This window comes from Pseudomonas sp. 05L36 (assembly GCF_056398125.1).
On the sequence record NZ_JBFTOU010000015.1, the window covers coordinates 12,202 to 27,452 of the forward strand.

A 15,251-nucleotide genomic window follows, 5' to 3' on the forward strand; every position below is an offset into this window, starting at 1 on the left:
ACGACGTGCAACCAGCCTGTAACAACGTGCGTCACCGAAGTGCACACTGCTGGTGCGAGACTGCTACAACCCGCACCACTACAGGCTAGCTGCAGATCGAAAAAGCGCCGCTTCCTACTGCAAAAATCAACCTTCAGATCACGATCCGAAGGCACTGGCCTGCGTGATACAGCGAGAATCCCGCCTCATACAGACAGCTGCGCAACCCCACCCCGGCCAATGGCTGCATGCGCGCGAAAGGAATCGGTAGCGCTTGAGGATTTCCGTTACACAGGTAATCGGCAAAGGCCTTGCCGACCACCGTTCCCGTGGTTACGCCCCGCCCGTTGTAGCCGGTGACTGCCACCAAACCCGGCGCCGGTTCGAACAGACGCATCAAATGATCGGGGGTAAACGCGATGCAACCGGTCCAGGTGCACTCCCACTCCACCGGTTTCAGGTAAGGGAAGTAATGTTGCTGCACGCGATCGGCCCAGGCCTTGAGGAACCAGGCCGGTTTCTGATTGCCATTACCCAGACTGCCAAGCAGCAACCTTCCGTCTTTATCCCGACGGATGCTGCTCAGCACCTGGCGGGTGTCCCAGGAACCCTGGCCCCCGGGCAGAATTTGCCGGGCGGCTTCTTCGGTCAGCGGCACCGAGGCCACCTGATAGTAGTAACCGGGGAAGAAATTGCGCCGCAGTTCCGTCCAGTCGCCTTCGGTGTAGGCATTGGAGGCAATCACCACTTTCTCGGCCATGACCGAGCCCTGGGCGGTTTGCACAGACCAGCGCTGGCCCTGACGCTCGAGTCGGGTGACCGGGGAATGATCGAATAATTGACCGCCCAGGCCGATGGCCGCTTTGGCCAGCCCCGTGGTGTAAGCCATCGGGTTGAGCGTGCCGGCACGGCGATCGAGCAACGCGGCGGCAATCTTTTTCGTCCCCGTCGCTTGTTCGCAGGCCTGACCGGTCAACAACTCCACCGGCGCCCCGCGGCGTTTCCATTGTTCTTCACGACTGCGCAAGTCGGCTTCGCCACGGGCGTTGTGCGCCATGTGCAGCGTGCCTTCGCGGCGCAATTGGCAATCGATGTTGTATTTATCCACAAGGCTGAACACCAGGGATGGTGCCGCCCCCAGCATGCGGTTGAGCTGGCTGCCGACTTCCGTGCCGAACCCGGCTTCGATCTCGTCCGGTGGAATCCACATCCCGGCGTTGACCAGCCCGACGTTACGCCCCGAACCACCGTGGCCGGCGCGATGGGCCTCCAGCACACAAACGGTCTTGCCTTGCTCCAGCAGATGCACCGCCGCCGACAAACCGGTAAAACCGGCGCCGATGACGCAGACATCCACCGTGACCTCCCCCTTGAGGGCCGAATTGTCCGGCCTTTGCGGCGTCAGTTTTTCCCACAGACACTCTTCGCGTAACGGCATTGCCAGACTCCAACAGAAACCTAACCCACCTCGTTGTCGCCGCCAAAAGATCGCAGCCTGCGGCAGCTCCTACAAAATCGCAGCCAGTCACAGTCCTGTAGGAGCTGCCGAAGGCTGCGATCTTTCCAGCTTCACAATCAATACTTAATCGAACGTAATACCCTGCGCCAACGGCAATTCCAGCGAATAGTTCACTGTGTTGGTCTGGCGGCGCATGTAGCCGCGCCATGCATCGGAGCCGGACTCACGACCACCGCCGGTTTCTTTCTCGCCACCAAATGCACCACCAATTTCAGCGCCGCTCGGGCCGATATTGACGTTGGCGATGCCACAGTCGCTGCCCACCGCCGACATGAACTGCTCGGCTTCACGCACGTCGGTGGTGAAGATGCACGAGGACAGGCCTTGTGGCACAGCGTTGTTCAGGCGCAGGGCTTCCTGGAAATCGCTGTAACCGACCACGTACAGGATCGGGGCGAAGGTTTCGTGGCAGACCACATCGCTCTGCTCCGGCATTTCGACGATGGCCGGCGACACGTAGTAGGCATTGGGGAACTTGTCTTCCAGCTGACGTTTGCCGCCGAACACCCGGCCGCCTTCGCTCAGGGCTTGTTCCAGCGCGTCCTGCATGTTGTCGAAACTTTGCTTGTCGATCAGCGGGCCGACCAGATTGCCTTCCAGCGGATGGCCGATACGTACTTTCGAGTACGCGGCTTTCAGACGGGTGACGATTTCTTCTTTCACCGACTCGTGGGCGATCAGGCGACGCAGGGTGGTGCAGCGCTGGCCGGCGGTACCGACGGCGCTGAACAGGATCGCGCGAACGGCCATGTCCAGGTCGGCGCTTGGGCCGAGGATCATTGCGTTGTTGCCGCCCAGTTCGAGAATGCTGCGGGCGAAACGTGCGGCGATTTTCGGCGCCACTTCGCGGCCCATGCGGGTGCTGCCAGTGGCGCTGATCAGGGCCACGCGCGGGTCATCCACCAGGGCTTCGCCGGCATCGCGACCGCCAATAATCACCTGGCTCAGGTGCGCTGGCGCATCGCTGAAGTTCTTCAGAACGCGATCGAACAACGCCTGGCAAGCCAATGCGGTCAGTGGAGTCTTTTCCGACGGTTTCCAGATCACCGGGTTGCCGCAGACCAGCGCCAGCGTGGCGTTCCAGGCCCAGACCGCGACCGGGAAGTTGAACGCACTGATCACGCCGACGACGCCCAGCGGATGCCAGGTTTCGCGCATGTGGTGGCCAGGACGCTCGGAGGCGATGGTCAAACCGTACAGCTGACGGGACAGGCCGACGGCGAAGTCGCAGATGTCGATCATTTCCTGAACTTCACCCAGGCCCTCCTGAGTGATCTTGCCGGCCTCCCAGGACACCAGCTCGCCGAGGTCGGCCTTGTATTCACGCAGGATGTCACCCAGTTGCCGCACCAGCTCGCCACGGCGCGGCGCCGGAACCTTGCGCCACAGTTCGAACGCATGATCTGCGCGACTGATGTGCTGCTCGACTTCAGCAGCACCTTCCCAGTTCACGGCAGCGATCCTGCTGCCATCGATCGGCGAGTGCACCGGCACTTTGCCGTTCTGGTACAGGGCCGGGTTCACACCTAGACGATCAAGCAATGCGGCAACCATGGGTCACTCCTCAAGCAAAAGACAGAACACGTGCAGCCGGAAATTCACGGCTGATCAGACCTGTAGTTTTAGCTGCCCGGAGGTTACTCAACAAACGACCTTTAAGAGAGATATCATTCCGTTTATTCATGCTGTGCATTGCTGGCAATAAGAAACAAGAACCAAGGACCGCCCATGCTGAATAAACGCTACTTGCCATCGATCGCTGCGTTGCAGTGCTTCGAGGCCGTCACCCGGCATTTGAGCTTCACCCGCGCCGCCGAAGAGTTGAACCTGACCCAAAGCGCCGTGAGCAAACAGGTCGCGCAACTCGAAGAGCTGTTGCAACACCTGCTGTTTCGCCGGGTGCGCCGCCGCCTGCAGATGACGCCGGCCGGTGATCTGTATCTGGTTGAGGTGCGAAAAATCCTCACGCAGGTCGAGATGTCGACCCATTACCTGCGTTCCTACGGTGGCGAAACAGAAGTCCTGCGCGTTTCGACGCCTCCCACCTTCGGCGCACGCTGGCTGGTGCCGCGCCTGAAAGGCTGGCGCCTGCGGCACCCGTCGATCCACCTGGACCTGTGCAGCGAACAGGAGGCCGACGATCTGCTGCAAGGTCGCAGCGACCTGGCGTTCTACTTCGGCCAGGGCTCACGGCCGGGCACCGAATGCCTGAAGCTGTTCGGCGAAGAGCTGGTGCCGGTGTGCGCCCCGGGCAGCCTGCCGGACACGCCGTTTACCGATCCGACGCAACTGACTGACCTGGTCCTGCTGCAAAATGCTTCCCGCCCCCAGGCTTGGCATGACTGGTTCGACCATCAGGGCTACCACACCGAGCACAGTTACCACGGCCCTCGCTTCGAAACCTTTTATATGTGCATCCGCGCCGCCCAGGTTGGCTGCGGCGTGGCGTTGTTACCACGGTTTCTGGTGGAAGAGGAACTGGCCGACGGCAAGCTGGTCATTCCCTGGCAGCATGCAATGCCCAGCACCGATGCCTACTACCTGGCCTACCCGGAACACTCGGCGGAAGTGCCCAAGGTGCGGGACTTTGTGAAGTGGATGCTGGAGCAGATCGATAGCCCAGAGGCAGTGCAACATTAAGCCCCTGCACAATCCCTGTGGGAGCGAGCTTGCTCGCGATGACGTCATCACATTCAATGCTTCAATTGACTGTCAGTCCGCTATCGCGAGCAAGCTCGCTCCCACAGGGATCCGCTGCGCTCCAAGAAATTGCTGGCAATTCTGCCTTCTGATATGCGCCACTAGCGCCATTGTTCAATACCGCTGCAACGCTGGAGATTCCCGTTATGAGCGAGAGTGTGTTTGCCGATCGCATCGTGCAGAACCTGCTCGACACCGACTTCTACAAACTGACGATGATGCAGGCGGTGCTGCACAACTACCCGAACGTCGAAGTCGAATGGGAGTTTCGTTGCCGTAACAGCGAGGACTTGCGCCCGTACCTGGCGGAAATCCGCTTCCAGATCGAGCGCCTGGCCGAGTTGAGCCTGAGCGCCGACCAGTTGAGCTTTCTCGAGCGCATCAGCTTCCTGAAGCCGGACTTCCTGCGTTTTCTCGGGTTGTTTCGCTTCAACCTGCGCTACATCCACACCGGCCTCGAAAACGGTGAGCTGTTTATCCGCCTGCGGGGCCCCTGGCTGCATGTGATCCTGTTCGAAGTGCCCCTGCTGGCGCTGGTCAGCGAGGTGCGCAACCGCTATCGCTACCGCGAAGTCGTGCTGGAGCAGGCCCGCGAGCAGCTCTACCGCAAGTTCGACTGGCTGAGCGCCAATGCCAGCAGCGATGAGTTGTCCGAATTGCAGGTGGCCGATTTCGGCACGCGCAGACGTTTTTCTTACCGCGTGCAGGAAGAAGTGGTGAATGTGCTCAAGCACGACTTCCCCGGACGCTTCGTCGGCACCAGCAACGTGCACCTGTCCCGGGAACTGGACATGAAACCCCTGGGCACCATGGCCCACGAATGGATCATGGCGCACCAGCAACTCGGCCCACGGCTGATCGACAGCCAGATCGCCGCACTCGATTGCTGGGTCCGCGAATACCGTGGCCTGCTGGGGATTGCCCTGACCGACTGCATCACCATGGATGCCTTCCTCGGCGATTTCGATCTGTTTTTCGCCAAGCTTTTCGACGGTTTGCGCCACGATTCAGGCGATCCGGTGCTGTGGGCGGAAAAAGCCATCGCCCACTATCACAAGCTCGGCATCGACCCGATGAGCAAGACGCTGACCTTCTCCGACAGCCTGACATTGCCCAAGTGCCTGGAAATATTCCGGGCGCTGCGCGGTCGGATCAATGTCAGCTTCGGCATCGGCACCAACCTGACCTGTGATATTCCGGGTGTCGAACCGATGAGCATCGTGCTTAAAATGACCGCCTGCAACGGCCAGCCGGTGGCGAAGATCTCCGACGAGCCAGGCAAGACGCACTGTAAAGACCCTAATTTCGTCGCTTACCTGCGACACGTTTTCCAGGTTCCTGCCGCCCTTTCAAGTACATCAAGCAAGGAGTGAATTCATGCAAGCCGTACAGCGTGAGATTGCTGAACAGCTCAAGGTCCAGCCGCCATTCGCCGACGAAGCCGCCCTTGAGGCCGAAGTCGCCCGGCGGGTGACCTTCATTCAGGACTGCCTGGTCAATTCCGGGCTCAAGACCCTGGTGCTGGGCATCAGTGGCGGGGTCGACTCCCTGACCGCCGGTCTGCTGGCCCAGCGGGCCGTCCGTGAACTGCGCCAGCGCAGCGGTGATGCCGCGTACAAATTCATCGCCGTACGCCTGCCCTACGAAACCCAGTTCGATGAACACGACGCCCAGGCTTCGGTGGATTTCATCAAGCCGGACGAGCGCCACACCGTGAACATCGGCCCGGCGGTCAAGTCCCTGGCCAATGAAGTCGCGGCCTTCGAAGGCAAACATGCGGTGTCGGTGGACTTCGTGCTCGGCAACACCAAGGCACGCATGCGCATGGTCGCCCAGTACACCATCGCCGGCGCGGCCCATGGCCTGGTGATCGGCACCGATCACGCGGCGGAAGCGGTGATGGGGTTCTTCACCAAGTTCGGTGACGGCGCCTGCGACCTGGCGCCACTGAGTGGCCTGGTGAAAAACCAGGTCCGCGCCATCGCCCGCAGCTTCGGCGCGCCGGAGTCGCTGGTGGAGAAAGTCCCGACCGCCGACCTCGAAGACCTGTCGCCCGGTAAACCGGACGAAGCTTCCCACGGCGTGACCTACGCCGAGATTGACGCGTTCCTGCACGGCAACCCGGTGCGTGAAGAGGCGTTCAGGATCATTGTTGATACGTACAACAAGACCCATCACAAGCGGGTGATGCCGTTTGCGCCGTAACGCCTGCGCGCAGGAGCGTGCAGGAGCTGTCGAGTAAAACGAGGCTGCGATCTTTTGATGTTCAAGATCAAAAGATCGCAGCCTGCGGCAGCTCCTACAAGCGCAAAAAAAAGCGTCCACTACGGACGCTTTTTTTATGACTGCGATTCAATTACTTCAGGGTCACGGTGCCTTTCATCATCGAGATGTGGCCCGGGAACGAGCAGAAGAAACCATACTTTTCAGCGGCATCCAGCTTGGACACATCGAAGGTCACCGAGTCTGTCTCGCCAGCGCCGATGATCTTGGTGTGGGCGATCACGCGGGCGTCGCCTTCTTTCAGGTAGTTTTTGTCGACACCGGCGCTCAGGCCGTCGGTGGCGATCGGCTGCATGTCAGCTTCTTTACTCAGCACCCAGTTATGGCCCATGACGTTCTTCGGCAAGCTGCCGGAGTGCTTGAGTTCCACGGTAAACGTCTTGCAGCTCTTGTCGATTTCAATGGCCTTGGTGCTAAAGGACATTTGATCGGTGGAGTCAATGGTGGTCTTGCACTCGGCAGCCATCAATTGGCTGCTGGCCAGTGTCAACAGGGATACCGCAACAAGTTTGGCAAACATGGTGAATCTCCAAGGCAGGGTTAACGAAATCGCGAATGAACAGAAGACTGCCTGAAAACTTCGCAAGTTCATATGACTTGAATCAAAAATTGTATACAACTTTCGGGCTATGACGCCGATGCAAATTATCTACCGGCCAAGTGTCTGGCCCGGGCCTATCATCAGGCCGTCCCCCTTCAAATGGAATGTCTGTCATGTCGATCAACAGCCTGTTGTGCAGTTTGCTGGCCGCCTACGCCTGCGGTGCCAGCGGTACGTACGAAACCCCGGAACACCAAGTCTAGCCCTTGGAGTGGCGTGCGCCTGCCTTTACTCTGTGGCCCTGATCGACCATGGAGCAAAGCATGTCTTTAACATCCGTTTGTGTATTTTGTGGTGCCAGCACCGGCACCAACCCGGCTTACCGTGAAGCGGCCGTGGCCCTTGGCCGGGCGTTGGCCGAACGCAAGCTGACCCTCGTTTATGGCGGCGGCGCCGTGGGCCTGATGGGCATCGTCGCCGATGCCGCGCTGGCGGCCGGCGGTGAAGTGATCGGCATCATCCCGCAAAGCCTCAAGGACAAGGAAATCGGCCACAGCGGCCTGACTCGCCTGGAAGTCGTCGATGGCATGCACGCCCGCAAGGCCCGGATGGCCGAGCTCAGCGATGCCTTTATCGCACTGCCCGGTGGCCTTGGCACCCTCGAAGAACTGTTCGAAGTCTGGACCTGGGGCCAGCTCGGCTACCACGGCAAACCGCTGGGTTTGCTGGAAGTGAACGGTTTCTACAGCAAATTGACGTCTTTTCTCGATCATATCGTCGGCGAAGGCTTCGTTCGCGGGCAGCACCGTGACATGCTGCAAGTGAGCGAATCGCCGCAAACCCTGATCGATGCTCTGGATGCCTGGCAACCGTCCATAGCGCCAAAATGGGCCGAGCAAAAACCCAGCTAACGGCTTGGCACCGATACAGGGCAGAATATGCGCCGCTCAACCTCACCTTCGACCCCAGAGGATCGCCCATGGCCAAACCTAATTATTCCTTCGCCAAACGTCAAAGAGACTTGGCCAAGGAGCAGAAGAAAGAGGAAAAGCTTCAGCGCAAGAAAGCTACAGCTGAAGAAGAAGCAGCCTCACTGAACCCGGAAGCAGAAGGTGAAGTGGCCGCAGAAAGTGATGTTGAAGCACCGAAAGATCAGGCGCCCGACGCCTGAGACCCTCAGGGCCCGATGATCTGATCAGGCCCACCGGATCTGTGTCCAGGGTTGGCAGCTTTGCTGCCGATCCTCTGTAGGAGCGAGCTTGCTCGCGATGGTCGTTAACGATAACGCTGCAAGTCTGACACCCCGGCGCTCTCGGGTTCTTCGCGAGCAAGCTCGCTCCTACAGGGGACCTGCGTTAATCCAGTGGCATCACTGTGACGCGCACTTCCGGATCGTGGTTCCCTCCTCCCAGAATCACCCCCCGCAACGGCGACACATCAGAAAAATCCCGGCCCCAGGCCAGGGTGATGTGCTCCAGCGCCGGTTGCACATTGTTGGTCGGATCGAAATCCACCCACCCCAGCACCGGGCAAAACACCGAGACCCAGGCGTGGGACGCATCAGCACCGATTAGCCGTGGCTGACCCGGCGGTGGCTGGGTCAGCAGGTAGCCGCTGATGTACCGCGCCGCCAATCCACGGGACCGTACGCAAGCGAGCATCAGGTGGGCAAAGTCCTGGCAGACCCCGCGTCGGCGCTCCAGCACCTCCACCAGCGGCGTCGCCACCTGGGTCGCTTCGGCATCGAAGGTGAACTCGCTGAAGATTTTCTCCATCAGCGCCTGCACGCCGAGCAACAACGCTCGACCGGGCGGAAAACAGCTTTGCGAAAACTCGACGAAGTTTTTCTTCAAATGCACATACGGCGATTCAAACCGGTATCGGCAGGCTTCGAGTAGCTCGGGCGACAGCGGTTGGCTGCTGTAGGTCAGCGCGCTTCGGGTCTGTTCCCACGCTGGTGACCGATTGAAGTCCAACGCAGGTCGGGGCAGCACTTCAATGGTCAGGCTGGCGTTGACCAGCAATTCATCGTGGGGACGCTCGAACGCCAGCCGGGTCAGCGGATTGCCGAATACATCCAGTTCATCGCGACGCGAGGTCGGCTGCGGACTGATCTGCAATTGCCGGTCGGTGCAGCGCTGCCAGGCACAAGGCCGCGGCCATAAATGCGCCAGTTGCTGGGCCAGGGACACCGGGCTGTCGTAGTGATAATGGGTGTCGTGGAAAATCTGGTAGTGAGCGCTCATCAGACGGACACCGTGCGCTGGCTGACATCGTCGACATGGGCGAAATGCCGCAGCGCCAGGCGATCGGAAACCTGCCCGCCGGCGTCGGCGATCTCTTGCAGCAGCGCGGCCAACCCCTCGATGGCGGCGCGAACACTTGCGTCGCCGAACAGCGGGTTTTCCAGGCAGCCCAGATCGAATCGCGCCAGACGCTCGACCAATTGCGGCAGCGCCGTTTCGCGCGGCACGCCAAAGTCGTCGTTGAGGCGCTTGAGGGTGCGGGTCACCAGTTTCAACTGGAACAACACGGCGTGAGGGTTCTGCTCGTCGAGCAACAACAGGTCGAGCACCGGGATCATCTGTGCCACCGCCAGGTATCGAGAACGATAGGTGATACTGCTGTTGCCCAGTTCCAGCAACCACTCCAGGCCGGCCTGATCGAAAGCCCCGGCGCCCCGCAGGAACGCCGCCAGGCTGCCGCTGAGAAACTGCAGACGCTCGAGCCGCCGGCCAATCATCAGGAAACGCCAGCCTTCGTCCCGGGTCATGTCGTCCAGGGCAAAGCCGGACAGTGCCGCCAGGGACATCACCAGACGGTTGAGGAAATCCAGCAACTCGCCGAAATCCGGCTCTTCGGTTTCCAGCTCCATGGCTTCACGCTGCAACTCCACCAATGCCTGCCAGTTTTCCCGCGAGAGTTTGCCGCGCACCTGTGAAGCAGCCCACTGCAAGCGTTGCAGGTTGGAGCGCAGGCTGAACGGCCAGTCATCGCCGAGCAGCGCCGCCAACAGGCGCTCCGGCAATTCGCCCTCATCGGGTAACAACATCAGCCGTTCACCGAGATCCACCGCAGCCTGCAGGGCTTGCGGGTCGTCGCCGTCGACATAGCGCGCCAGCATGATGCGCAGCAAACGGGCGCTGTCGTCGCAACGCTCGCAGTAACGGCCAAACCAGAACAGGTTTTCTACCACCCGCGACGGCAGGTATGGATCGCGCCGCACCAGGTCATGCACGCCGATATTGCGCTGGGCCTTCCATTGTTCGCCGCTGGGCGCACGATCGCCCAGCACCCAGGTGTCTTTACTGGCGCCGCCGCGCTGCATCGACACCACTTCGGCATCGGCTTGCGCGGCGACCCGGGTCAAGCCACCGGGCAGCACCCGGTAGCCCTCGCGGCTGGCCACCGCATACACGCGCATGCCGATGGCACGGGGCTGCAGTTGACCGTCTTCGGCTTGCCAGATCGGCGCCTGGGACAATTGCGCGAGTTCTTGTGCCACATAAGCGTAAGGCCGTGCCTGCATGCGCTCGGCGAGTTCCTGGCGCTGTTTTTCACCCAAATCACGGCCAAATACCGGTGCAAAGCTTTGGGACGGAAACGCCGGTTTGATCAGCAGCTCCGGCAGTTTTTCCAGGGCCTGGGCCAATACCGACGCTTCGCCGCACCACCAAGTGGCGATGGACGGCAGGATCAGCTCTTCGCCGAACAGGAATTGATTGATCTTCGGCAGAAACCCCAACAACCCCGGCGATTCCAGCACACCGCTACCGAGGGCGTTGGCCACCAGCACCCGCCCCTGCCGCACTGCTTCCAGCAGGCCCGGCACGCCGAGGGCTGAGTCGGTTCGCAGCTCCAGCGGGTCGCAGAAATCATCGTCGAGCCGGCGCATGATCGCGTGAACCCGGCGCAGACCACTCAGGGTCTTCAGGTAGACCGTCGCATCGCGCACTGTGAGGTCGCCGCCCTCCACCAGTGGGTAGCCGAGCTGGCGAGCGAGGTACAGATGTTCAAAATAGCTTTCGTTGAAACGCCCTGGCGTCAGCAGCACCACCAACGGTGCGTCCCCGTCGTTCGGGGCCTGACGAGCGAGGGTTTCCTGCAAGGTGCGAAAGAACCCGGCCAGGTGCTGCACTTTCAGATCGCGGTACAGCTCGGGAAAGGCCCGGGACACAATCGTGCGGTTTTCCAGCGCATACCCGGCTCCCGAAGGCGCCTGGGTACGATCCGCCGTCACCCACCAGCGGCCATCGGGTGTGCGCGCCAGATCCACGGCATACAGATGCAGAAAGGCTCCGTCAGGCGGGCTGATGCCCTGACAGGGCCAAAGGAAGTTGTTGTGCCCGAACACCAGCTCGGCGGGCAAAAGACCTTCGGCAATCAGCCGTTGCGGACCGTAAAGGTCAGCAAGCACGGCATTGAGCAACCTGGCCCGTTGCGCGATGCCGGCCGCAAGGTGCTCCCACTCCTCGGCGGCAATGACATGGGGCAGCAGGTCCAGTTCCCATGGTCGGTCAGCGCCTTTGGGATCGGCATAAACGTTATAGGTAACGCCGTTCTCCTGGATTTGCCGGGTCAGCAGGGCCTGACGCTGCACCAGTTGCGCCGGCGTGCTGCGTTGCAACTGCTCGAACAACCGGCGCCAGTGCGGGCGCACGGCGCCACTGTCGTCGAGCAGTTCGTGATAGGTGCCCGCCGTCAGCGGGTAGCGGTCTAGCAGGTCAGGCATGGAAAGCTCGGCAGACAGCAATGAACGGTCAGACTAACGCAGGCTCGTGACGCCCGGATATACGTAAAATCCGAGCGTCGCGTACGGTTTAGAAACGTCGCAAATCGAGCGTCATCGGCAGCTCGTCGCTGATTTCCAGATTGGGTATAGGAAGTTTCCCTGGCGTGTGTCCGATGCGGAAGAAGCGCGCCATTCGCCGGCTCTCCGCTTCATTGGCGTTCACCGGCAAGCTGTCGTAATTGCGCCCGCCCGGGTGGGCGACGTGGTACTGGCAGCCGCCCAACGAACGCTGCATCCAGGTATCGAGCAAGTCGAACACCAGGGGCGCGTGGACCGGGATGGTCGGTTGCAGGCAGTTGGCCGGTTGCCAGGCACGAAATCTCACGCCAGCAACGAATTCGCCTACACGCCCGGTGGGTTGCAATGGCACGGGCACGCCGTTGCAGGTCAGCAGATAACGCTGGGGCGGCAAGCCGCTGAGCTTGACCTGCAAACGCTCCAGCGACGAATCCACGTAACGCACCGTACCGCCCATGGCGCCCTCTTCGCCCAGCACGTGCCAGGGCTCGAGCGCCTGGCGCAACTCCAGCGCAATGCCACTGACGGCGTAGTCGCCAACCTTGGGAAAACGGAACTCCAGATGCGCGGCGAACCATTCGGCCCGCAGCGGATAACCGGCGGCGTTGAGGTCGACGATGACATCGGCGAAGTCTTGCTCGATAAAGTGCGGCAACAGGAAGCGATCGTGCAGCTCCGTACCCCAGCGCGCCAGTTTCGGCGGCGCATAGGGCTCGCGCCAGAACCGCGCGACCAGCGCCCGCAGCAACAATTGTTGCGCCAGGCTCATGCGCGCATGGGGCGGCATCTCGAATGCACGCAGCTCCAACAATCCGAGGCGCCCGGTGGCACCATCCGGCGAATAGAGTTTGTCGATGCAGAACTCGGCGCGATGAGTGTTGCCCGTCACATCGATCAGCAGATTGCGCAGCAGTCGATCCACCAGCCATGGCGGACATTCCTCACCCGCTTCAGGCATTTGTGCGAAAGCAATTTCCAGTTCGTACAAGGCATCGTTGCGGGCTTCATCGACGCGGGGTGCCTGGGACGTCGGGCCGATGAACAATCCGGAAAACAGGTAGGACAGCGACGGATGGTTGTGCCAGTAGCTGATCAGGCTGCGCAGCAGATCCGGGCGACGTAGAAACGGCGAGTCCCCCGGGGTCGCGCCACCCAGCACGAAATGGTTACCGCCGCCCGTGCCGGTATGCCGGCCGTCGATCATGAATTTCTCGGTGGTCAGTCGGGTCTGGCGCGCTTCTTCGTAGAGAAATTCGGTGCGCTCGACCAATTCATCCCAGGTCGCGGACGGCTGCACATTGACCTCGATCACCCCCGGATCCGGGGTGATGCGAAAGTTGCTCAGGCGTGGATCGCTCGGCGGCTCGTAGCCCTCAAGCAACACCGGGCACAGCAACTCTTCGGCGGTGGCTTCAATGGCAGCGACCAGTTCGAGGTAATCCTCGACCCGCTCCAGCGGCGGCATGAACAGGTACAACCGGCCTTCCCGCGCTTCGGCGCAGAAGGCAGTACGGGTCAGCCAGTCGGCGGATTCGTCGAGCTTCGGCGCGCGCTCTTGTACCTCGGCAGCTTCGCTTTGGCTTTGCAGTTGCGCAGTGTCGGGCAGCGGCGGGAAGTCTTGATTCGGGTCTTGCGGATGAATGAACGGATATTCCGCCGCTTTCACCCAAGGCTGCGACCCCAGCGGCAAGCGATAACCCAGCGGCGAGTCCCCCGGCACCAGGCGGCAGTGCTCGTCGCGCAGATACCAGCGCCCGCTCTGCCACTGGTCGCCCTTGGCGGTGCGCGCCAGCGGCAGGACCTGGCCGATGACCTTGTCCAGCCCCTGGCTGAATACTTTGCGCAGGCGTGCCCGTTCCAGGGGTTCTTCCAGACGCGAGTCTTCGGCGCTGACGTTTTGCGGCAACAGCCCTTCGCGCCAGAGGTAATAAAAATTGTCTTCGTAGGCTGGGAACACAAAGCGTGTCGGAATCTTCAGGCGTTCGGCGACACTCGCCAAAAATCGCCCGGCAAGTGCGCCATCCGCGCCGTAGTCTTCCTGCTCGTCGGCGATCAGCGCGATGTTGTGCCAGATCGGCACGCCGTCACGGCGCCAGTAGCAATTGAGCGACCAGCGCGGCAGTTGCTCGCCGGGGTACCACTTGCCCTGCCCGAAATGCACCAGCCCCTGGGGCGCGTAATGCTTGCGCATGCGCCGGAACAGTTCAGCGGACAACCGCCGCTTATCCGGCCCCAGTGCCGCGGTATTCCACTCGGCACCGTCCGGATCATCGATGGACACAAAGGTCGGCTCGCCACCCATGGTCAGGCGCACATCGCCTTCCAGCAAGTCGGCATCGATCTGACGGCCCAGGGCCTGGATCGCCAGCCACTGTTCGTCGCTGTAGGGCTTGGTGACCCGCGGCGCTTCCCAAATCCGCTCCACGGACATTTCGTGGCTGAATTCGCACTCGCAGGGTTCCACCAGGCCACTGATCGGCGCCGCAGAGGACGGATCGGGACTACAGGCCAACGGAATATGCCCTTCACCGGCAAACAGCCCGGAAGTCGCATCCAGGCCGATCCAGCCGGCGCCGGGCAAATACACCTCGCACCAGGCGTGCAGGTCGGTGAAATCCACTTCGGTGCCGGAGGGACCGTCGAGACTTTTGACGTCGGCGGTCAGCTGGATCAGGTAACCCGACACGAAACGCGCCGCCAGCCCCAGGTTGCGCAGCAGTTGCACCAGCAACCAAGCGGAGTCGCGGCACGAACCGGAGGCCTGGTCGAGGGTGTGCTCAGGTGTTTGTACACCGGGCTCCATGCGGATCAGGTAGTCGATGTCTTCGCTCAGGCGCTGGTTGAGTGCGACGAGAAAATCCACGGCGGGCAACGGTGTGCGGTCGATGCCATCCAGATAGGCCTTGAACTTCGGCGTCAGGGGCAAGGTTTCCAGGTACGGCGCCAGTTCCTTGCGCTCATCGGCGGCATAGGCGAAGGGGATCTTTTCCGCATAGGGCTCGAGAAAGAAGTCGAACGGATTGAAGATCGCCATTTCTGCCAGCAGATCGACCTCGATTCGCAATTCCTCGGTTTTCTCCGGGAACACCAGCCGCGCCAGATAATTGCCCTGAGGGTCCTGCTGCCAGTTGATGAAGTGCTGTTCGGGGGAGACTTTCAGCGCATAGGACAGAATCCGCGTGCGGCTGTGAGCGGCGGGACGCAGACGAACGATCTGCGGGCCGAGCTCGACAGCGCGGTCATAGCGGTAATGCGTGACGTGGTGCAATGCGACATGAATCGACACGGCGTGCCTCCTGCGAGCCTTGAACGTATAGGAAAGCGGGCAAGACTTATGCCATCCAGCAGCGCTGGCGCTTTCTTCGGTTGCCTGAGGCAGTACAGCACCAAAATCGGGCGATGCCGGAAAATGGTTTGGA

11 protein-coding genes are annotated in these 15,251 nt (G+C 61.2%); 5 read left to right on the plus strand and 6 right to left on the minus strand.

Translation table 11 applies throughout. From position 1 onward, the window contains the following. Positions 1–133 precede the first annotated feature (133 nt). Positions 134–1,417 (minus strand): L-pipecolate oxidase, encoded by a 1,284-nt coding sequence (gene amaA, locus AC1DKH_RS16765; protein ID WP_477798709.1) that lies wholly within the window; start codon positions 1,415–1,417, stop codon positions 134–136. A 144-nt stretch (positions 1,418–1,561) separates the two neighbouring features. After that, the gene (gene amaB / locus AC1DKH_RS16770; RefSeq protein WP_477759998.1) at positions 1,562–3,052 is read right to left on the minus strand and encodes an L-piperidine-6-carboxylate dehydrogenase; all 1,491 of its coding nucleotides are present in this window, start codon (positions 3,050–3,052) and stop codon (positions 1,562–1,564) included. A gap of 174 nt (positions 3,053–3,226) precedes the next feature. On the opposite strand from amaB, the gene AC1DKH_RS16775 reads away from it, so the two are divergent. The 3 genes from AC1DKH_RS16775 (at position 3,227) to nadE (ending at position 6,403) form a co-directional block, all read left to right on the plus strand. Next, a complete protein-coding gene (locus AC1DKH_RS16775; protein ID WP_477798710.1) occupies positions 3,227–4,138 on the plus strand; it encodes a LysR family transcriptional regulator in 912 nt (303 codons plus the stop codon). 206 nt (positions 4,139–4,344) lie between these two features. Continuing rightward, on the plus strand, positions 4,345–5,571 hold the full coding sequence (gene pncB, locus AC1DKH_RS16780; protein ID WP_477753183.1) for a nicotinate phosphoribosyltransferase: 1,227 nt from the start codon (positions 4,345–4,347) through the stop codon (positions 5,569–5,571). 4 nt (positions 5,572–5,575) lie between these two features. Then, positions 5,576–6,403, plus strand: coding sequence for an ammonia-dependent NAD(+) synthetase (nadE, locus tag AC1DKH_RS16785; RefSeq protein ID WP_477753182.1), 828 nt, complete (start codon positions 5,576–5,578; stop codon positions 6,401–6,403). Between the two features lie 151 nt (positions 6,404–6,554). Here the strand turns inward: nadE and azu are convergent, their stop codons facing one another. Further along, positions 6,555–7,001: an azurin gene (azu, locus tag AC1DKH_RS16790; RefSeq protein WP_477798711.1), complete on the minus strand. Its 447-nt coding sequence runs from the start codon at positions 6,999–7,001 to the stop codon at positions 6,555–6,557. A gap of 344 nt (positions 7,002–7,345) precedes the next feature. On the opposite strand from azu, the gene AC1DKH_RS16795 reads away from it, so the two are divergent. Together AC1DKH_RS16795 and AC1DKH_RS16800 are read left to right on the plus strand one after the other, a co-directional pair. Continuing rightward, positions 7,346–7,933: an LOG family protein gene (locus AC1DKH_RS16795; protein WP_477753180.1), complete on the plus strand. Its 588-nt coding sequence runs from the start codon at positions 7,346–7,348 to the stop codon at positions 7,931–7,933. Between the two features lie 68 nt (positions 7,934–8,001). After that, complete coding sequence (locus AC1DKH_RS16800; protein WP_477798712.1) at positions 8,002–8,193, plus strand: hypothetical protein; 192 nt, start codon at positions 8,002–8,004, stop codon at positions 8,191–8,193. Between the two features lie 184 nt (positions 8,194–8,377). Here the strand turns inward: AC1DKH_RS16800 and AC1DKH_RS16805 are convergent, their stop codons facing one another. The 3 genes from AC1DKH_RS16805 to AC1DKH_RS16815 form a co-directional block, all read right to left on the minus strand. Next, on the minus strand, positions 8,378–9,268 hold the full coding sequence (locus AC1DKH_RS16805) for a transglutaminase family protein (RefSeq protein ID WP_477753179.1): 891 nt from the start codon (positions 9,266–9,268) through the stop codon (positions 8,378–8,380). After that, positions 9,268–11,754, minus strand: coding sequence for a circularly permuted type 2 ATP-grasp protein (locus AC1DKH_RS16810; RefSeq protein WP_477753178.1), 2,487 nt, complete (start codon positions 11,752–11,754; stop codon positions 9,268–9,270). Before AC1DKH_RS16810 ends, AC1DKH_RS16805 begins: the two co-directional genes overlap by 1 nt. An 88-nt stretch (positions 11,755–11,842) precedes the next feature. Further along, entirely contained in the window at positions 11,843–15,118 is a 3,276-nt protein-coding gene (locus AC1DKH_RS16815) for a transglutaminase family protein (RefSeq protein ID WP_477798713.1), read from the minus strand. Positions 15,119–15,251 lie beyond the last annotated feature (133 nt).

Coding starts and splice junctions, on each gene's coding strand:
- AC1DKH_RS16800 (WP_477798712.1), top strand. CDS start 8,002: ATGGCCAAACCTAATTATTCCTTCGCCAAACGTCAAAGAGACTTGGCC.
- amaA (WP_477798709.1), bottom strand. CDS start 1,417: ATGCCGTTACGCGAAGAGTGTCTGTGGGAAAAACTGACGCCGCAAAGG.
- amaB (WP_477759998.1), bottom strand. CDS start 3,052: ATGGTTGCCGCATTGCTTGATCGTCTAGGTGTGAACCCGGCCCTGTAC.
- AC1DKH_RS16795 (WP_477753180.1), top strand. CDS start 7,346: ATGTCTTTAACATCCGTTTGTGTATTTTGTGGTGCCAGCACCGGCACC.
- pncB (WP_477753183.1), top strand. CDS start 4,345: ATGAGCGAGAGTGTGTTTGCCGATCGCATCGTGCAGAACCTGCTCGAC.
- azu (WP_477798711.1), bottom strand. CDS start 7,001: ATGTTTGCCAAACTTGTTGCGGTATCCCTGTTGACACTGGCCAGCAGC.
- AC1DKH_RS16810 (WP_477753178.1), bottom strand. CDS start 11,754: ATGCCTGACCTGCTAGACCGCTACCCGCTGACGGCGGGCACCTATCAC.
- AC1DKH_RS16805 (WP_477753179.1), bottom strand. CDS start 9,268: ATGAGCGCTCACTACCAGATTTTCCACGACACCCATTATCACTACGAC.
- nadE (WP_477753182.1), top strand. CDS start 5,576: ATGCAAGCCGTACAGCGTGAGATTGCTGAACAGCTCAAGGTCCAGCCG.
- AC1DKH_RS16775 (WP_477798710.1), top strand. CDS start 3,227: ATGCTGAATAAACGCTACTTGCCATCGATCGCTGCGTTGCAGTGCTTC.